Genomic DNA, 19,907 nt, shown 5'->3' with positions numbered 1-19,907 from the left:
AAATATTTGCTGATATTAATAAAGAAATAAAAGTAGTTGCTAATACCGAGAAAAAAGCAGAAAAAGCGGGTTATGGTTATAGTAAAAGGGTGTAGCGCTTAAAAACATTAAGTTTTTAATTATCTGTCGGCTTTTGAGATCATTTTTTATGGTATTTTACAAATGGGAGGTTAAAACGCGCAATAAAACTCCAAAGAGCCGACTTTTTTAATCGTAATTTGCTTATGATTTAATAAAGTTTCTAAATGCTTAAAGGTGTTAGGATCTAGTATTAGGGGGGCTTCTTCTGCGCTTAAAGGACGCCTAGAAATTAAAGCGAGTAATTCGTCTATACCGCAAGAAATCAATTTTTTGGCTTGAGCAATAGATCGTTTGGGCAAACTCACGCAAAGCCCTTCAAAAAATAAAGAGCATTTTAATAATTCATCTTCGCTTAATTTAGGGGCTTTAAAGCTTGAGGGCCTGTCTATGGTGCTTAAATCCACTCTAGCGGTATTGATTTTTTTTAAAAAGTCAGCGATGAGTTTTAAGTTGTTCGCGCTATCATTCACGCCCTTAATCAACAGCACTTCAGCCACCAGTTGCCCTTGATAAATTTGAGAAAAGCTCAAAATCCCCTCTAAAATCTTGTCAATGTCTTTAGAATAGGGCTTATCCACTCTTTCAAAGGCTTTCAAATCAACAGCATCTAAAGAAAATTTAACGATGTCAAATTCCTTTAAGGCTTGCTGGACTTTTGGCTCATAAAAGAGTGAGCCGTTGCTTAAAATCAAAGTTTTAACGTCTCTTAAAAAAGGCTTGATGCTTTGGATAAGTTCTAATAAATGAGGGTATAGAGTGGGTTCGCCATTAGCGGTAATGGTTAAAACATCAATGGGGGTAGCAAGGTTGTTTAGGGCGTTTTGAATGGCGTTAATCAAGGTTTCTACTTTGATCACTTCTTCCATGCACTCAATGGGCTTGGCTTTACCCAACTCGCAATAAATGCAATTGTAATTGCATTGTTTTTTAGAGGGCGATAGATCCACGCCCAAAGACTTCCCAAAACGCCTGGATAAAACAGGCCCAAAAACGACAGGCGGATTTTCTTTAGCCATTATCTTCCTCTAAAAACACGCGCTCTTTGCATTGGATGCATTCATGCGCCTTTTTTTTGCGATAGATTCTTTCACTCATCAAATAATGGCATTTCTCGCAACGCTTATTGATGGGCTTATGGTTGGATAAAAAATTGCATTTAGGGTAATTGTTACAGCCATAAAACGAGCCTTTCTTGCTCCTTTTTAAGGCAATATCCCCCCCGCATTCTGGGCATTTCACGCCTTCTATTATTTCTTTTGCGTTAGGGGTGTTTTTTAACGATTTGGTGTTTTTGCATTCAGGGTAGTTGTTGCAAGCTAAAAACGCCCCGTTTCTGCTGAATTTTTGCACCATTTCCCCTCCGCATTTTTCACACAATTCTTGTTCGGCTTCATTATTAGCATTTTCAGTTTGTTTGACATATTTGCATTTAGGGTAATTGTTGCAAGCGATAAACTCCCCATAACGGCTATTTTTTTTGACTAATTCCCCACCGCATTTAGGGCATGATTCGCCGGTTTTTTCATGCACTTTTTGAGAGATGATATTCTTTTTCCCGGCTTCAATTTTATCCATAAAAGGGTAGTAAAAGTCCTTTAAGACTTGCTGGTAGTCGGCTTTATTTTGAGCGATATTGTCCAGTTCCTCTTCTAAAGAAGCGCTGAATTTGGAATCCACGATTTCTTCAAAATGCTTTTCTAAAATTTCTATCACCTTAAAAGCGCTCTCTAAAGCGCTGATTTGCTTTTTTTCTACCTTGATGTAGTCTCTGTTTTGTAAGAGGGAAATCGTTGGGGCGTAGGTGCTAGGCCTGCCTATGCCTAAACTTTCTAAAACTTTAATCAAGCTCGCTTCTGAATAGCGTGCTGGAGGTTCTGTAACATGGGCGTTGCTCTCTAATTTTTCTAATTTAATGGGGTCGTTTTCTTTCAAATTGGGGAGCAATTTGTCCTTATCGTCATTGCCTAAAATTTTATAATAGCCATCAAAAAGGAGTTTTCTGCCACTGGCTTTAAACTCGCCTTTTTCGCAAGCCACAACCACGCTTTGGCTTTCAAAAAGAGCGTCTTGCATTTGAGAAGCTAAGAAGCGTTTGTAAATTAAGGTATAGAGCTTTAATTCTTCAGGCTTAAGGTAGTCTTTTAAAGCGTTTGGCTCTAAAATAATAGAAGTGGGCCTGATCGCTTCATGGGCTTCTTGGGCGTTTTTATTCTTGCTAGAATAGACTTTGGCTTTAGGGGGTAAGTAGTCTTTGCCATAGTCTTTTAAAATCTTAGCCCTCGCTTCTTCTAAAGCCTCTTTAGCGATATTCAAGCTATCAGTTCTCATGTAAGTGATCACCCCCATAACCCCTTGCGGGGTGGCTACGCCCTCATACAATTTTTGAGCGATACTCATGGTTTTTGTGGGCGAAAAGCCTAAAAGACTGGAAGCGCTTTGCTGTAAAGTGGAAGTCATGAAAGGAGGCGGTGTGGGGGATTTTTTAGATTTTTTAACGATACTGGAAATAGCGTAGCTTTCTTTTTCTAATTCGTTTTTAATCTCTTGAGCTTTTTTTTCATCAATGAGTTCTTGGGCTTTGAGTTTGTTACCCTTATAGCTAATGAGTTGCGCTTCTAAATGCGACTCAAAATAAGCGTCTAGCGTGAAGTAGGTTAAAGGCTTAAAGGCTTTGATTTCCCTCTCTTTATCAACCACAAGCTTTAAAGCCGCGCTCTGCACCCGCCCAGCGCTCAAACCTTTAGTGATTTTTGATGAAATCAACGAGCTGAGCTTAAAACCCACGATCCGATCTAAAAAGCGTCTGGCTTGTTGGGCATTGACCTTAGACATGTCAATTTTTCGTGGGGTTTTTAGAGCGTTTAAAATCGCATTTTGCGTGATCTCATGAAAAACAATCCTAGGATAGCTCTCTAATTTCCCCCCAATCAAACATGCCACATGATAGCCTATCGCTTCCCCTTCTCTGTCTTCATCGGTAGCGATATAGGTGGTAGATGCCTTTTTAGAAAGCTCTATGATCTGTTTGACAAGCTCTTTATGGTCTTTATCCACGACATAGTTAGGAGTGAAGCCTGTTTCATCAATCTTAATGCCTAAAGCGAATTTGGATAAATCCCTAACATGCCCTTTAGAGGCGATGACTTCGTAATTTTTATCCAAAAAATTTTTAATGGTTTTGGCTTTTGCTGGGGATTCTACAATAATAAGGTGCTTCATTGAACGCCTTTAATGAAATGTTTATACCTATTAGTGAATGATTGTAGCACAGAATTTTGACTGAACGCCCTATTAAACCATAAAAACGATAGCGGCGCTAAAAATCAAAGAGTTGGAACACCCTTTGCTTGATTAACAGCAAATATCTATGCAAAGGATGCAAACATGAGTTTTAGGATAAATACCAATATCGCTGCTTTAACCTCTCATGCGGTAGGGGTTCAAAACAACAGAGACCTTTCAAGCTCGCTTGAAAAGTTAAGCTCAGGGCTTAGGATCAATAAAGCCGCTGACGATTCTAGTGGGATGGCGATCGCTGATAGCTTAAGGAGTCAAAGTGCGAATTTGGGTCAAGCGATCCGCAACGCTAATGACGCTATTGGTATGGTTCAAACCGCAGATAAAGCGATGGATGAGCAAATCAAAATCTTAGACACCATTAAAACCAAAGCCGTTCAAGCCGCTCAAGACGGGCAAACTTTAGAAAGCCGAAAAGCGCTCCAGAGTGATATTCAAAGGTTGTTAGAAGAACTAGACAATATCGCTAACACCACAAGCTTTAACGGCCAACAAATGCTTTCAGGAAGTTTTTCTAACAAAGAATTTCAAATTGGTGCGTATTCTAACACCACGGTTAAAGCGTCTATTGGCTCCACGAGTTCGGATAAGATTGGGCATGTGCGCATGGAAACCTCTTCTTTTAGCGCTGAAGGCATGCTCGCTAGCGCGGCAGCGCAAAACTTGACTGAAGTGGGATTGAATTTCAAACAAGTCAATGGCGTGAATGATTACAAGATTGAAACCGTGCGCATTTCTACGAGCGCTGGCACTGGGATCGGAGCGTTAAGCGAAATCATCAATCGTTTCTCTAACACTTTAGGCGTTAGGGCTTCTTATAATGTCATGGCTACCGGCGGCACTCCCGTGCAATCAGGAACCGTGAAAGATCTTACTATTAATGGCGTAGAAATTGGGACCGTGAATGATGTGCATAAGAACGACGCTGACGGGAGATTGATTAATGCGATAAACTCCGTCAAAGACAGGACCGGCGTGGAAGCGAGCTTGGATATTCAAGGGCGCATTAATTTACACTCCATTGATGGGCGTGCGATTTCAGTGCATGCAACGAGTGCGAGCGGTCAGGTTTTTGGGGGAGGAAATTTTGCAGGGATTTCTGGGACACAGCATGCGGTTATTGGGCGCTTAACCTTGACCAGGACCGACGCTAGGGACATTATCGTTAGTGGTGTGAATTTTAGCCATGTGGGCTTTCATTCCGCTCAAGGGGTGGCAGAATACACCGTGAATTTGAGAGCGGTTAGGGGCATTTTTGATGCGAATGTGGCTTCAGCAGCTGGAGCGAACGCTAATGGCGCGCAAGCTGAAACCAATTCTCAAGGTATAGGGGCTGGGGTAACAAGCCTTAAAGGGGCGATGATTGTGATGGATATGGCAGATTCTGCGCGCACGCAATTAGACAAGATCCGCTCGGATATGGGTTCGGTGCAAATGGAATTGGTTACAACCATCAATAATATTTCTGTAACCCAAGTGAATGTTAAAGCGGCTGAATCTCAAATCAGAGATGTGGATTTTGCTGAAGAGAGCGCGAACTTTTCTAAATACAATATTTTGGCGCAAAGCGGGAGTTTTGCTATGGCGCAAGCGAATGCGGTGCAACAAAATGTCTTAAGGCTTTTACAATAACAGCCTTTTTCATTCAAAGGGGCGTTAGCCCTTTTTATAAGCTATTTTTATAAGTTAGAATGATGGATATTTATCAAAAAAACTTACAAGCTCTTTTCAAAAAAGACCCTCTTTTGTTCGCAAAGCTCAAAGCCATTAAAGAAAACAAAAAATACGAAGTGTTTCTAGGGAATGATAGCGCGAATTTCAATCTATTAGATAAAGAAACGAACACGCCCTTATTTGAAAAAAGCCCGCTAGATTCAAGCTTAGAGCTATACAAAAATAGCGAAATTTACATGCTTTATCCTTATTTGTATTATTTTGGCTTGGGTAATGGGGTGTTTTATCGCTTGCTTTTAGGCAATGATAATTTAAAACGCTTGGTGGTCATTGAGCCTGAAATAGAGGTTATTTTCATTGTGTTGAATCTTTTGGATTTTTCCACTGAGATTTTAGAAAATCGTTTGATTTTATTGCATGCAAGTTTTTGCAATTACAACATGATCGCTTCATTATTTGATATGGATAAAAAGTCTCGTTTATACGCAAGAATGTATGATTTAAAACTTTTTAACGCTTATTATGAACGATATTCTGATCAAATGATAGGAATCAACCAGCATTTCATCCGCGCTTTAGAGCATGGCGCCATTAGCGTAGGCAATGACGCTAAAGACGCGCTTATAGGCATCAAACAGCATGCCGCTAATTTGCCTGAAGTCGTCAAAAGCCCTAGTTTAGTGGATTTTGTGAACGCTTTAAAAAACAGAGATACCGCTATTATTGTTTCAACCGGGCCCAGTTTGAACAAACAGCTCCCCCTTTTAAAAGAGATCGCTCCTTACGCCACGCTTTTTTGCATAGACGCTTCTTTCCCTATTTTGGCTAAAGCCGGTATCAAGCCTGATATTGTGCTGTCTTTAGAAAGGGTGGATTTAACGGCGAAATTTTACGAAGAAACCCCCTTAGATTTTCAAGAAGGCGTTATTTTTGCTCTGACTTCCATTGTGCATAAACGATTGATTCAAGCGATTAAAAAGGGGGTTAAGCAATTCAGTTTCCGCCCCTTTGGTTACACCAACCTTTTTGATTTGCACCAGTATGGTTATGTGGGCATAGGCATGAGTGCAGCGAACATGGCGTATGAATTAGTGGTGCATTCTCGTTTCAAAAGGTGCGTGTTTATTGGGCAAGATTTGAGCTTTTCACAAAGCGGTAACAGCCACGCTAGTGGGGCGATTTATGGCGATAAAGAGATCAAGCCTAAAAAAGATAAAGATAAGATTTTTATAGAAAAATACGGGGGTAATGGGGAAGTAGAAACCACTTTAGTGTGGAAACTTTTCTTAGAATTTTTTGAAAAAGATATTTTCAACACGCCCTATAAATTAGAAGTCATTAACGCTACTGAAGGGGGGGCTAGGATTAAAGGGACTAAAGAAATGCCCTTTAAAGAAGTGTGCGAAAGAATAGATAAATCCAAGCCAAAGTCTCCTATCAATCTTATTTATCCCACTCAATCAGAACAGGCTAAAAATTTAAAGATCGCCAAGCAAAAATGCGAAGAGATCATCAAATACGCCAATGAGAAAAAAACGCAAGTTGAAGGAGCGTTTTTAAAGGTGGCAGAATTTTTAGAAAAAGTGGAAAAGCTTCATGAAGAAAAAAAATTAGAAGAGTTGGATTTTAAGGAATTAGAAAATCTGAGCGCTGAAATTGATAACATTAAAGAGCTTTTTGATGACAAGCGATTCAATTCGTATTTTATGGATGCGATACAATCTTACATTTTCCACCAGGAATTGCATATCGCTGAAATCGTGTGCAAGAAAACGAGTAATGAAGACGAATTAAGGGCTAAGCAATTAGAATATATTTATGCGCACAAATATTGGCTTTTTAGTTTAGCGGGTGGGATGGATTGCGTGATAGAAGCGATCAAAATGGCTTTGAAGGAATGGTAAAACCCCTTTTTTTAAGCGTATGTGTCTAGGCTGGAATAAATTTCAGGGGTATTTTCGCCATCAATAAGGCTTTTTTCAACTTGGGATTTATCTTTAATCTCGCCGTCGTTATTGATAGCGTTTAAAGCTTGCAGTCGGTCAAAATTAGGGGCGTTTTGCGTATTGTCTTGGCTGAAACCATCTTGAACGCTGCTTTGTTGTAAATCTTGCTCTACTTGATTCCTGTCCTTTATGGTTGCATCATTATTGATATTGTTCAAGGTTTGGAGCTGTGTGAAATTAGGGGTGTAATGGGTGTTGATGGTCATGTTTTATCCTTTTTAGCTTTTTACACGCTCAATCGTGGATCATCATTATAGCAATAATCCATTAAATCGCCCAATCGTAAAACCTTGCATGAGTTTTCAATCAAATCAAAAACTTCCATGAGTTTAGAAAGCTCTCTGTGGTAGGCAAAAATCCCACACCCCTTAATGAAAACAAAATATTTTTTGCTCTCTTGTAATTGGCGTAAAATTTCTGTATCCGCTCTTTCTTGCCAGCTGTCATAGTCTTTGGGGTTAAAAATGGAAATTTCTTCACCCAAAGAACGATACCCTAAATAATCCCTAGGGAGCAATCGGTTGTGGCGCAAGGAATACGCCAAACTATAAGGAGGGCGCGCGTAAGCGATGAATTTAGCGTCCAAAAACTCCCGATACACGCTCGCATGAATGGGCGAATCCAGGCTCGCTTCTTTCCAGCGGTAATCTATCTTGTCATGCAAAACCAGTAAGGTGTTTTCATTCAATTGATCAAAAACAGCGTTTCTTTTGTTGATCACAAACTGGTTAGTGCCAATGCGCGCTGAAATAGAGCCTTGATAAAGCCCAAAAAAACCCTTTCTAAACATGGATAATGAAATGCTTTTGAGCGAATAAATCAGATTGCTGTCAATGCCTCTTGTGTGTGTGTTCATGTTTAGCATGATAACAAGTTTTTTTAATAAAAGATAGATAATAAAATAGTAAAGAGCTTGCGTCAAGCAAGCGATAACTTTACTAAAAAAGCGGTCTTCTTGGGTTAGGGGGATTTTAAGGGGGTTAAGGGGGGTGTTATCGCAAAATACCCCCCTATCCCCTTAAGAGAATGAGTTTCATTATAAAACAAAAAGGATTATCCATATTTAAATGAGATCAGATCTAAATTAAATCAATTCTATAAAAAATCCTAATTTAATGCTAGTAAATAAATTTAGTGATATAGACTAAACTTTAAAGAAAAATCGGATAATTTTTATCACTTTTTTAAAACAAGTGATAGATTATTAACTTTTTGCGCTATAATGCGAGAGTTCTTTCATCAAGAATGGTGATTGACGAGATTTTTCAAATAATGATGTTAAGAAGAATTAAAGTAGGTTCTAATTTGAATAAAAAAGAGAGTTTGTTAGATGCGTTTGTTAAAACCTATCTGCAGATTTTAGAACCCATTAGTTCTAAACGCTTAAAAGAGTTGGCAAACTTGAAAATATCTTGCGCGACGATCAGGAATTATTTTCAAATCCTTTCTAAAGAGGGCATGCTTTATCAAGCCCATTCTAGCGGTGCTAGATTGCCCACTTTTAAAGCGTTTGAAAACTATTGGCACAAGTCGTTGCGCTTTGAAGTTTTAAAGGTGAATGAAAAACGCTTAAAAGGTGCGAGTGAAAATTTTGGGCTTTTTGTGCTGTTAAAAAAACCCAGTTTGGAGCGTTTAGAAAGAGTCATTGAGTGCGAAAAACGCTTTTTGATTTTGGACTTTTTGGCGTTTTCTTGCGCGCTGGGTTACAGCGTTAGAATGGAGAAGTTTTTACTAGAGCTTGTGGGCAAAAGCGTTAAAGAAGTGCGTTCAATCGCTGCTTCTGTCAATGCGTTGAGTTTGGCCAGACAATTAGAGCGCTTGGAGTATTCCAACACGCAAATCACACGCTTTAATCTGATGGGGTTAAAAACGCTTTTAAACAGCCCTTTATTTTTTGACATTTTAGGGGGTAAGGTTTTAGAGCGTTTGAGTAAGGGTTTGCATTTTATAGAGCCTGATTGCATGCTAGTAACACGCCCCATAGAATTTCAAAACGAGCGGATGCAACTGCTTTGCGTGGGGAAACTAGAATGCGATTATGAAGGGTTTTTTCAAACGATTTCTAAGGAGGAATAATGAAAGATGAACACAACCAAGAACACGATTTAAGCCAAAAAGAGCTAGAGTCTTGTGAAAAGACCTGCGCTTGCAAAGAACAACAAGATGAAGAAATGCAAGAAGCGAGCGAAAAAGAATGCGAGATCAAGGAAGATTTTGAGCTTAAATACCAAGAAATGCGCGAAAAATACTTAAGAGCGCATGCGGATTTTGAAAATGTGAAAAAGCGCTTAGAAAGAGATAAGAGCATGGCGTTAGAGTATGCGTATGAAAAAATCGCATTGGATCTATTGCCGGTGATTGATGCGCTTCTTGGGGCTCATAGAAGCGCTATAGAAGTGGATAAAGAGAGCGCTTTAACCAAGGGCTTGGAGCTTACGATGGAAAAGTTGCATGAAGTTTTGGCAAAGCATGGCATTGAAGGGATTGAATGCTTAGAAGAATTTGATCCCAATTTCCACAATGCAATCATGCAAGTCAAAAGCGAAGAAAAAGAAAACGGGAAAATCGTGCAAGTTTTGCAACAGGGCTACAAGTATAAGGGTAGGGTTTTGAGGCCGGCAATGGTGAGCATTGCTAAAAACGATTAAAAACATTTATTTTAAAAGAAAGGATAACACATGGGAAAAGTTATTGGAATTGATTTAGGGACAACCAACTCCGCAATGGCGGTTTATGAAGGCAATGAAGCAAAGATTATTGCTAATAAAGAGGGTAAAAACACCACTCCTTCTATTGTAGCCTTTACGGATAAGGGCGAGATTTTAGTGGGCGAGAGCGCCAAAAGACAAGCGGTAACCAACCCAGAAAAAACCATTTATTCTATTAAAAGAATCATGGGCTTGATGTTTAATGAAGATAAGGCTAAAGAAGCCGAAAAACGCTTGCCTTATAAGATTGTGGATAGGAATGGGGCTTGCGCGATTGAGATTTCGGGTAAAGTTTATACCCCTCAAGAGATTTCAGCCAAAATTTTAATGAAGCTCAAAGAAGACGCTGAAAGTTATTTAGGCGAGAGCGTTACTGAAGCGGTTATCACGGTTCCGGCTTATTTTAACGACAGCCAAAGGAAAGCGACTAAAGAAGCCGGCACGATTGCGGGGCTTAATGTTTTAAGGATCATCAATGAGCCTACAAGCGCGGCGTTAGCTTATGGCTTGGATAAAAAAGAGAGCGAAAAAATCATGGTTTATGATTTGGGTGGGGGGACTTTTGATGTTACCGTTTTAGAAACAGGCGATAATGTCGTAGAAGTTTTAGCCACAGGGGGCGATGCATTTTTAGGGGGCGATGATTTTGACAATCGTGTGATTGATTTCTTAGCGAGTGAGTTTAAAAGCGAAACGGGCATTGAGATTAAAAACGATGTGATGGCGTTGCAACGCTTGAAAGAAGCGGCTGAAAACGCTAAAAAAGAACTGAGCTCTGCGATGGAGACTGAAATCAATTTGCCCTTTATCACAGCGGACGCTACCGGGCCTAAACACTTGGTTAAAAAACTCACTAGGGCTAAATTTGAAAGCTTGACAGAAGATCTCATGGAAGAAACGATTTCTAAAATTGAAAGCGTGATCAAAGACGCAGGGCTAACCAAAAATGAGATTTCAGAAGTGGTGATGGTGGGCGGATCCACTCGTATCCCTAAAGTCCAAGAAAGGGTGAAAGCGTTTATCCACAAAGAATTGAATAAAAGCGTCAATCCTGATGAAGTCGTAGCGGTGGGCGCGAGCATTCAAGGGGGCGTGTTGAAAGGCGATGTGAAAGATGTGCTTTTATTAGATGTTACGCCTTTAAGCCTTGGGATTGAAACTTTAGGGGGCGTGATGACTAAAGTGATTGATAGAGGCACGACTATCCCAGCGAAAAAATCTCAAGTGTTCTCAACCGCTGAAGACAATCAGCCCGCTGTGTCCATTATGGTTTTACAAGGTGAGAGAGAATTGGCAAGGGATAATAAATCGTTGGGTAAATTTGATTTGCAAGGCATCGCTCCAGCTCCAAGAGGTGTGCCGCAAATTGAAGTAACCTTTGATATTGACGCTAATGGGATTTTAACCGTGTCAGCGCAAGATAAAAATACCGGTAAAAGCCAAGAGATTAAAATTTCTGGCTCTAGCGGGTTGTCTGATAGCGAGATTGAAAAAATGGTTAAAGACGCTGAATTGCACAAAGAGGAAGACGCTAGGAAAAAAGAAGTGATTGAAGCGAGAAACCATGCCGATAGTTTGGCGCACCAAACCCAAAAGAGCCTTGATGAGCATAAAACGAATTTGAATGAAAACGACGCTAACGAGATCCAAAACGCCATTAACGCTCTTAAAGATTGCGTCAAAAACGATAACGCTACTAAAGCGGAGCTTGAAGACAAAACCAAAGCGTTAGCGCAAGCGGCTCAAAAATTAGGCGAAGCCATGGCGAATAAAAATAACGCCGAGCAGCCCAAGAAAAAAGACGACGATGTGATTGATGCGGAAGTGGAGTGAAGTGCTTTTAAAAACTTCTTTCAAGCGGGCGGTTTTAATGAAAACTCGCTTGCTTTTTGATATTCATTAATGGGATACTGATTGCGAAATCTAAAAAACACTCAAAGCGTTTTTTAATCCAAATACCAAAGCTTGATTTTAATCAAGCGATAGTTTTTTGATCCATCTTAATAAGCCAACATTTTATCCTAAACTTATTCCATTTAACGAGTTTAGGCATAATCGCAAAATTGAGTTATTGTTATAGGAGGAATGATGATTATCACCACAATGCAAGACGCTATAGGCCGCACTCCCGTTTTTAAATTCACTAGCAAGGATTACCCCATTCCCACAAAGTCTGCCATTTACGCCAAACTGGAGCATTTAAACCCGGGAGGGAGCGTTAAAGATCGCTTAGGCCAATACCTTATAGAAGAAGGGTTTAAAACAGGCAAAATCACTTCTAAAACGACCATCATTGAGCCTACCGCAGGCAATACCGGCATCGCTCTAGCCTTAGTGGCAATCAAGCACCATCTCAAAACCATCTTTGTTGTCCCGGAAAAATTCAGCACAGAAAAACAGCAAATCATGAGGGCTTTGGGGGCTAAAGTGATCAACACGCCTACTAGTGAAGGGATTTTGGGCGCCATTAAAAAAAGTAAAGAGTTAGCCGAAAGTATCCCTGATAGCTATTTGCCCTTACAATTTGAAAACCCTGATAATCCTGCCACTTACTACCACACCCTAGCCCCTGAGATTGTCCAAGAATTAGGCACAAACCTTACGAGCTTTGTAGCCGGGATAGGGAGTGGAGGCACTTTTGCAGGCACAGCCAGATATTTGAAAGAACGCATCCCTAATATTCGCTTGATTGGGGTGGAGCCGGAGGGTTCTATTTTGAATGGGGGCGAGCCTGGGCCTCATGAGATTGAGGGTATTGGCGTGGAGTTCATCCCCCCTTTTTTTGCAAACTTGGATATTGATGGCTTTGAAACGATCTCAGATGAAGAGGGTTTTAGCTACACTAGGAAGTTGGCCAAGAAAAACGGCTTATTAGTGGGGAGCTCTAGCGGGGCGACTTTTGTGGCAGCATTGAAAGAAGTGCAACGCCTCCCCGAAGGCAGTCAGGTTTTAACCATTTTCCCGGATGTTGCCGATCGTTATCTTTCTAAAGGTATTTATTTATAAATCCATAAAAAGGAAAAATCATGCGCATGCAAACAAAACTAATCCATGGGGGCATTAGTGAGGACGCGACAACGGGGGCGGTGAGCGTGCCTATTTATCAAACTTCCACCTACCGCCAAGACGCCATAGGCCGCCATAAGGGCTATGAATACTCTCGCTCAGGTAACCCCACGCGCTTTGCTTTAGAAGAACTCATCGCTGATTTAGAAGGGGGGGTTAAGGGGTTTGCTTTTGCCTCTGGACTAGCTGGGATCCATGCCGTTTTTTCCCTCTTGCAATCAGGCGATCATGTGCTGTTAGGCGATGATGTCTATGGGGGGACTTTTCGCTTGTTCAATAAAGTGCTTGTCAAAAACGACCTTTCTTGCACCATTATAGACACTAGCGATATATCCCAAATCAAAAAGGCTATCAAGCCCAACACCAAAGCCCTTTATTTAGAAACCCCTAGTAACCCCTTGCTTAAAATCACGGATTTAGCGCAATGCACTAGTGTTGCTAAAGATCATGGTTTGCTCACTATTGTGGATAACACCTTTGCCACCCCCTATTGCCAAAACCCGCTTCTTTTGGGGGCGGACATTGTAGCACATAGCGGCACCAAATACTTAGGCGGTCATAGCGATGTAGTCGCTGGGCTTGTAACCACCAATAATGAAGCGCTAGCCCAAGAGATCGCTTTTTTCCAAAACGCTATCGGTGGGGTTTTAGGCCCTCAAGACAGCTGGCTGTTGCAAAGAGGGATTAAAACGCTGGGATTGCGCATGGAGGCCCACCAAAAAAATGCCCTTTGCGTGGCTGAGTTTTTAGAAAAACACCCTAAAGTAGAAAAGGTTTATTACCCGGGTCTTCCCACTCACCCTAACCACGAACTGGCCAAAAAACAGATGCGTGGCTTTAGCGGGATGCTCTCTTTCACTCTCAAAAATGACAGCGAGGCGGTTACTTTTGTAGAAAGCCTTAAGCTATTCATTTTAGGCGAGAGTTTGGGCGGAGTGGAAAGTTTGGTGGGGATTCCAGCGCTTATGACCCATGCGTGTATCCCCAAAGCGCAACGAGAAGCTGCCGGGATTAGAGATGGTCTGGTGCGCTTGTCTGTGGGGATTGAGCATGAACAGGATTTGTTAGAAGATTTAGAGCAAGCGTTCGCTAAAATAGGCTAAAGTTTAACATTTATAAACTAAAGGAGTTAAAAACATGAAAACACCAAAAATGAATGTAGAGAGTTTTAATTTGGATCACACCAAAGTCAAAGCCCCTTATGTGCGTATCGCTGATCGCAAAAAGGGCGTTAATGGGGATTTGATTGTCAAATACGATGTGCGCTTCAAGCAGCCCAACAAAGATCACATGGACATGCCAAGCTTGCATTCTTTAGAGCATTTAGTCGCTGAGATTATCCGCAACCATGCCAGTTATGTCGTGGATTGGTCGCCTATGGGTTGCCAAACGGGATTTTATCTCACGGTGTTAAACCATGACAATTACACAGAGATTTTAGAGGTTTTAGAAAAGACGATGCAAGATGTGTTGAAGGCTAAAGAAGTGCCTGCCAGCAATGAAAAGCAATGCGGTTGGGCGGCTAACCACACTTTAGAGGGCGCACAGAATTTAGCGCGCGCTTTTTTAGACAAACGCGCTGAATGGTCTGAAGTGGGGGTTTGATTGGTGGGGGAATGATTTTTACCCCCCTACCCCCTTACCCATTTTGCCCATAAGCGTTAAATGCCAATCAAAAATCATCGCATCAGTGTTAATATTATGTAAAAATTAATGTTATGAATCTCTTTTATGGAAGGATTTCAATGAGAAAGTTAATTTTAGTCATCTTTTTAACGCTAACACTTTCAGTATCTGCAAAAGAAGTAAAAATAGTGTTTTTAGAAACTTCAGACATTCATGGGCGGCTTTTTTCGTATGATTATGCAATTGGCGAACAAAAACCCGATAACGGCTTGACAAGGATTGCGACTTTAATCAAAAAGCAAAGGGCTGAGAATAAAAATGTGGTTTTGATTGACAGCGGGGATTTGCTGCAAGGTAATAGCGCGGAGTTGTTTAATAATGAGCCAATTCATCCGCTAGTTAGAGCCGAAAACGATTTGAAATTTGATGTTCGTGTGCTTGGCAATCACGAGTTTAATTTCAGTAAAGATTTTTTAGAAAAGAATATTAAGGGGTTTAATGGCGATGTCGTGAATGCGAATATCATTCAAATTGCGGACAATAAGCCGTTTGTGAAGCCTTATATTATTAAAAAAATTGATGGCGTGAGGGTGGCGGTTGTAGGGTATGTGGTGCCGCACATCCCCACTTGGGAGGCCGCTACGCCTGAACATTTTGCGGGTTTGAAGTTTTTGGACGCCAAAGAAGCGTTAAAAAAGACTTTGAAAGAGTTGAAAGGGAAGTATGATATTTTGATTGGTGCTTTTCATTTGGGGCGAGAAGATGAGAAAGGAGGCGATGGGATACCTGATTTAGCAAAAAAATTCCCGCAATTTGACATCATTTTTGCAGGGCATGAGCATGCGGTTTATAACACTAAAATAGGAAAGGTGCATACCATTGAGCCTGGAGCGTATGGGGCTTATCTGGCAAAGGGCGTGGTGGTGTTTGACACCCAAACGAAGAAAAAAACCGTAACGACTGAAAATTTACCCACAAAAGGCGTGCCAGAAGACGAAGAATTAGCGAAAAAATACGAATATGTGGATAAAAAATCAAAAGAATACGCTAATGAAGTTGTCGGCGAAGTTACAAAAACCTTTATTGACAGGCCTGATTTTATCACAGGAGGAGAAAAAATCACTACGATGCCCACCGCCGCGTTGCAAGAAACACCGGTGATAGAATTGATTAATAAAGTGCAAAAATATTATGCAAAAGCCGATGTTTCAGCGGCAGCTTTATTCAATTTTGGCGCCAATTTGAAAAAAGGGCCTTTCAAAAGAAAAGATGTCGCCTATATTTACAAATTCGCTAATACGCTCATTGGAGTGCATATAACGGGTGAAAACCTATTGAAATACATGGAATGGTCATACCGATTTTACAACCAGTTGCAACCGGGGGATTTGACGATCAGTTTTAATGAAAACATTCGCGGCTATAACTTTGATATGTTTTCTGGCGTGAAATACCAAGTGGATGTTACAAAACCCGCCGGATCAAGGATTATTAATCCGACGATCAACAACAAACCCATTGACCCCAAAGCGCTCTATAAATTAGCGATCAACAATTACCGATTCGGGACATTATCCAAGACATTAAATTTGGTTACAGACGCTAATAGGTATTATAATTCTTACGATAAATTGCAAGATAACGGGCAAATACGAGATCTAATCATCAAATACATCACAGAAGAAAAAGGCGGGAAGGTAACCCCTGAATTGGAACATAACTGGGAAATCATCAACTATGATTTCAAAAACCCGTTGCTGGAAAAATTGAGAGAAAAATTAAAAGAGGGGGGCATCAAAATCCCCACTTCAAAAGACGGGAGGACTTTGAATGTCAAATCCATTAAGGAAAGTGAAGTTAAATAAGATTTTTTATTTTTATTATTTATTCTTTAAGTCTAATTTAAAAAAGGGTGTTCTATAATTTTAAGATTGTTTGTTATCTGTTTACAGTGGTTTTCAAACAACCGGGTTTTAATTTTGTTTTGTGCCACCACTCATTTTTCGGGGGGGGGGGGGGTGCATTTAGAAGCTAACTCTAAAATTAGGGTTTGACTTAAAAATGATTGATAGGAGATGAATGGTGTTTTTTTCAATGTTTTCTTCGTTGGGGACTCGTATTATGTTTGTCGTGCTAGCCGCTCTTTTAGGTTTAGGGGGGCTTTTTATTGGTTTTGTAAAGGTTATGCAAAAAGATGTGTTAATGCAACTCATGGAGCATTTAGAAACCGGGCAATACAAAAAGCGTGAAAAAACGCTCGCTTACATGACAGAGATTATTGAACAGGGCATTCATGAATATTATAAAAGTTTTGATAATGTTACTGCAAGAAAAATGGCGCTGGATTATTTTAAACGCATTAACGATGATAAGGGCATGATTTACATGGTGGTGGTGGATAAAAACGGAGTGGTGCTGTTTGATCCGGTCAATCCTAAAACCGTAGGCCAATCAGGGCTTGACGCTCAAAGCGTTGATGGGGTGTATTATGTTAGGGGGTATTTGGAAGCGGCTAAAAAAGGGGGAGGCTACACTTATTATAAAATGCCTAAATACGATGGAGGCGTGCCGGAGAAAAAATTCGCCTACTCGCATTATGATGAGGTGTCTCAAATGGTGATCGCAACGACTTCTTATTACACTGACATTAACACAGAAAACAAAGCGATTAAAGAAGGCGTAAATAAGGTTTTTAATGAAAACACCACGAAATTATTCCTTTGGATACTGACAGCGACAATAGCGTTAGTGGTTTTGACGCTCATATACGCTAAATTAAGGATCGTGAAACGCATTGATGAATTGGTTCTTAAAATCAACGCTTTCAGCCATGGGGATAAGGATTTGAGGGCCAAAATTGATGTGGGTGATCGCAACGATGAAATCTCGCAAGTGGGCCGTGGGGTCAATTTGTTTGTGGAGAACGCCCGCTTGATTATGGAAGAGATTAAAGGGATTTCCACCCTCAGTAAAACTTCAATGGATAAATTAGTCCAAATCACGCAAGAAACCCAAAAGAGCATGAAAGATTCATCAACCACCCTAAATTCCGTAAAAAATAAAGCCACTGATATAGCGGGCATGATGAATGCTTCCATAGAGCAGTCTCAAGGGTTAAGGAAGCGTTTGATTGAAACGCAAGCGTTTGTCAAAGAGAGCAAGGATGCGATTGGGGATTTATTTTCTCAAATCACAGAGAGCGCACACACTGAAGAGGAACTCTCTAGCCAAGTGGAGCAACTCAGCCGTAACGCTGATGATGTCAAATCCATTTTGGATATTATCAATGATATTGCCGATCAAACCAATCTTTTAGCCCTAAATGCGGCTATTGAAGCCGCAAGGGCCGGCGAGCATGGCAGAGGCTTTGCGGTGGTGGCTGATGAAGTTAGGAATTTAGCCGGGCGCACTCAAAAGTCTTTAGCCGAAATCAATTCCACTATCATGGTGATCGTCCAAGAAATCAATGCCGTAAGCTCGCAAATGAATCTCAATTCGCAAAAAATGGAGCGCTTGAGCGATATGAGTAAAAGCGTGCAAGAAACTTACGAAAAAATGAGTTCTAATTTAAGCTCAGTCGTGCAAGACAGCAATCAAAGCATGGACGATTACGCCAAATCCGGACACCAAATTGAAGCTATGGTAAGCGATTTTGTAGAAGTGGAAAAAGTGGCTTCTAAGACTTTAGCTGATTCTTCAGATATTTTAAACATCGCTACGCATGTGAGCGAAACGGCCATGAATTTAGACAAACAAGTGAATTTGTTTAAAACTTAATTGGGGGGTTTTATTAAAAAAGGGTTGGCTTGTTAAAAGTTTCTGTGATCACGGCGTGTTTTAACAGCGAAAAAACCATTGAAGACACCATTCTTTCCGTGCTTAACCAAACTTATAAAAACATTGAATATATTATTATAGACGGGGCTAGCACGGATAGCACTTTAGAAATCATTCAAAAATACAGAGGTAAAATCGCTTGCGTAATGAGTGAAAAAGATAAGGGCATTTATGACGCTATGAATAAAGGCATAAAGCACTCTAGTGGGGATATTATCGCTTTATTGAATAGCGATGATTTTTACAAAGATGAGTTTGTGATAGAAAAAGTGGTGCATGAATTTGAAAACAAAAAATGCGATAGCGTGTATGCGGATCTGGTGTTTGTCAAACCTGATTGTTTAGAAAAAGTGGTCCGTTATTATGAAAGCGGGGAGTTTAACCCTAAAACCTTGCTTTATGGCGTGGTGCCAGCGCACCCCACGCTTTTTGTCAAAAAAGCCATTCATGAACGCTATGGGCTCTACAAAACCGATTATAAGATTTCAGCGGATTTTGAGATGATCATCCGCTTGTTTGTGGTGCAAAAAATAAGCTTTTCTTATTTGAAAGAAGTGTTAGTCATCATGCGCACCGGAGGGGTTAGCACGAATGGGTTTAAAAGCCTTTTATTAAGGAATAAAGAAAATTTGAGAGCATGCCAAGAAAACGGCATTCAAGCGAATGCTTTTTCCATGCTTTTAAAATACCCTAGAAAGATCATGGGCTTATTTAAAAGGGAATCTAAAGGGAGTCTAAAACGAAACGATTAAAGAAAAATTAGCGTTAAATCGTGGTTTGAATCTTTCTTGATGGTTGTTGTAGGTGTAAAAAACATTCCTCACTAAGGGCACTTCAATCCCAAACTGCAAGGACAAATAGCCGATAAAATCCACGATAAAACCAAAACGAAAAGGGGCTTGGAAAAAGGTTTTTTTGGTTCTAGGAATGATTGTTGTGATAGCACCGGATTTAATCGTATCCACTAACAACACCCCTTGCTCTAAAGCGATTCCTAAATAACTCCTAAAACGATAGGTTTTTTTATCCACAAAAATCCAAGAAAAATCTAACGCGCCCCCATAATTTTGCACCATTAGGATTTGAGGATGAGAGAGCGAAACGGAATGGGAATAGTTATAGACGCTAAAGATTCTAAAACCAACTTTAGGGTGGTTTCTTAAAAAATGCTCCAAGCCCGTAGCGGTATTAAACCCTATGCTATTAGCCAGAAGAGTCAAGTTTTGATTAGTGGTTGAATAAGCGGCTTGCGAATAGTTGTATCCAAAAATAAAGAAAAATTTAAGGCTTTTTTCTAAAGCCCTTTTTAAGATTTCTTGGTTTTTGTCTAAAATTCGCTGTTTTTCATTGTTTTTATCAAGGGTTAGGGGTTTAGGTTTGTCGTCTTCATTCTTGTTTTTAAAATTCTCTAAGAATTGAGACCAAGTGATTTCTTTAGCTTCTAAAAAGAGTGGATTCAACGACAAAAAAAGATAAATACTAAATAGAGTTTTCAAATACAGCCTTAAATTTTTTGCGGCTATTGTGCCTAATTATCTTAAATTGATTTTAAATTACTTGTATGTTTTTACTATAACCCCCCCAACACGACCGCTTTTTTAAGAATTTATCG

17 protein-coding genes are annotated in these 19,907 nt (G+C 40.2%); 12 read left to right on the top strand and 5 right to left on the bottom strand.

Translation table 11 applies throughout. The annotated features are described in order from the left end of the window. Positions 1–95: DUF874 family protein (locus tag FIM44_RS01460; RefSeq protein ID WP_140578728.1), on the top strand; the 95-nt coding region annotated here is incomplete at its 5' end. Between the two features lie 75 nt (positions 96–170). Here the strand turns inward: FIM44_RS01460 and FIM44_RS01455 are convergent. Both FIM44_RS01455 and topA read right to left on the bottom strand, forming a co-directional pair. Beyond that, positions 171–1,097: a radical SAM protein gene (locus FIM44_RS01455; protein ID WP_140578726.1), complete on the bottom strand. Its 927-nt coding sequence runs from the start codon at positions 1,095–1,097 to the stop codon at positions 171–173. After that, the gene (gene topA / locus FIM44_RS01450; RefSeq protein WP_140578724.1) at positions 1,090–3,300 is read right to left on the bottom strand and encodes a type I DNA topoisomerase; all 2,211 of its coding nucleotides are present in this window, start codon (positions 3,298–3,300) and stop codon (positions 1,090–1,092) included. Before topA ends, FIM44_RS01455 begins: the two co-directional genes overlap by 8 nt. A 165-nt stretch (positions 3,301–3,465) precedes the next feature. Here topA and FIM44_RS01445 point away from each other — a divergent pair, with 165 nt between their 5' ends. Together FIM44_RS01445 and FIM44_RS01440 are read left to right on the top strand one after the other, a co-directional pair. Then, the gene (locus tag FIM44_RS01445) at positions 3,466–5,010 is read left to right on the top strand and encodes a flagellin B (RefSeq protein WP_000009993.1); all 1,545 of its coding nucleotides are present in this window, start codon (positions 3,466–3,468) and stop codon (positions 5,008–5,010) included. A gap of 62 nt (positions 5,011–5,072) precedes the next feature. After that, a complete protein-coding gene (locus FIM44_RS01440) occupies positions 5,073–6,956 on the top strand; it encodes a motility associated factor glycosyltransferase family protein (RefSeq protein WP_194148166.1) in 1,884 nt (627 codons plus the stop codon). 11 nt (positions 6,957–6,967) lie between these two features. Here the strand turns inward: FIM44_RS01440 and FIM44_RS01435 are convergent, their stop codons facing one another. Together FIM44_RS01435 and FIM44_RS01430 are read right to left on the bottom strand one after the other, a co-directional pair. Further along, positions 6,968–7,264, bottom strand: a complete 297-nt coding sequence (locus FIM44_RS01435; protein ID WP_140578720.1) for a hypothetical protein — start codon at positions 7,262–7,264, stop codon at positions 6,968–6,970. Between the two features lie 20 nt (positions 7,265–7,284). After that, on the bottom strand, positions 7,285–7,914 hold the full coding sequence (locus FIM44_RS01430; protein WP_180633026.1) for a class II aldolase and adducin N-terminal domain-containing protein: 630 nt from the start codon (positions 7,912–7,914) through the stop codon (positions 7,285–7,287). A 389-nt stretch (positions 7,915–8,303) separates the two neighbouring features. Here FIM44_RS01430 and FIM44_RS01425 point away from each other — a divergent pair, with 389 nt between their 5' ends. From FIM44_RS01425 to FIM44_RS01385, 9 genes are all read left to right on the top strand, one after another. After that, positions 8,304–9,134, top strand: a complete 831-nt coding sequence (locus FIM44_RS01425; protein WP_140578718.1) for an HrcA family transcriptional regulator — start codon at positions 8,304–8,306, stop codon at positions 9,132–9,134. Further along, complete coding sequence (gene grpE, locus FIM44_RS01420) at positions 9,134–9,706, top strand: nucleotide exchange factor GrpE (protein ID WP_140578716.1); 573 nt, start codon at positions 9,134–9,136, stop codon at positions 9,704–9,706. The genes FIM44_RS01425 and grpE overlap by 1 nt, the downstream gene beginning before the upstream one ends. Before the next feature lie 30 nt (positions 9,707–9,736). Continuing rightward, a complete protein-coding gene (gene dnaK, locus FIM44_RS01415) occupies positions 9,737–11,599 on the top strand; it encodes a molecular chaperone DnaK (RefSeq protein WP_140578715.1) in 1,863 nt (620 codons plus the stop codon). A gap of 255 nt (positions 11,600–11,854) precedes the next feature. Further along, positions 11,855–12,772, top strand: a complete 918-nt coding sequence (locus tag FIM44_RS01410; protein ID WP_194148668.1) for an O-acetylserine-dependent cystathionine beta-synthase — start codon at positions 11,855–11,857, stop codon at positions 12,770–12,772. A gap of 20 nt (positions 12,773–12,792) precedes the next feature. Further along, complete coding sequence (locus FIM44_RS01405) at positions 12,793–13,935, top strand: cystathionine gamma-synthase (protein ID WP_140578711.1); 1,143 nt, start codon at positions 12,793–12,795, stop codon at positions 13,933–13,935. A 34-nt stretch (positions 13,936–13,969) separates the two neighbouring features. Next, on the top strand, positions 13,970–14,437 hold the full coding sequence (locus FIM44_RS01400) for an S-ribosylhomocysteine lyase (RefSeq protein WP_001920463.1): 468 nt from the start codon (positions 13,970–13,972) through the stop codon (positions 14,435–14,437). 140 nt (positions 14,438–14,577) lie between these two features. Next, positions 14,578–16,323, top strand: coding sequence for a bifunctional metallophosphatase/5'-nucleotidase (locus tag FIM44_RS01395; RefSeq protein ID WP_140578709.1), 1,746 nt, complete (start codon positions 14,578–14,580; stop codon positions 16,321–16,323). 214 nt (positions 16,324–16,537) lie between these two features. Further along, positions 16,538–18,235, top strand: coding sequence for a methyl-accepting chemotaxis protein TlpB (tlpB, locus tag FIM44_RS01390; RefSeq protein ID WP_140578707.1), 1,698 nt, complete (start codon positions 16,538–16,540; stop codon positions 18,233–18,235). Between the two features lie 29 nt (positions 18,236–18,264). Then, positions 18,265–19,047, top strand: a complete 783-nt coding sequence (locus FIM44_RS01385) for a glycosyltransferase family 2 protein (RefSeq protein ID WP_140578705.1) — start codon at positions 18,265–18,267, stop codon at positions 19,045–19,047. Here the strand turns inward: FIM44_RS01385 and FIM44_RS01380 are convergent. Next, positions 19,030–19,791, bottom strand: a complete 762-nt coding sequence (locus tag FIM44_RS01380) for an outer membrane beta-barrel protein (protein ID WP_140578703.1) — start codon at positions 19,789–19,791, stop codon at positions 19,030–19,032. The two genes, FIM44_RS01385 and FIM44_RS01380, sit on opposite strands and share 18 nt — an antisense overlap. Positions 19,792–19,907: the final 116 nt, after the last annotated feature.

The organism is Helicobacter pylori (genome assembly GCF_006440215.1).
GTDB classification, from domain to species: domain Bacteria; phylum Campylobacterota; class Campylobacteria; order Campylobacterales; family Helicobacteraceae; genus Helicobacter; species Helicobacter pylori_CS.
Note: the sequence above shows the minus strand (reverse complement) of the source record. Positions and strands in the feature narration are given on the sequence as shown.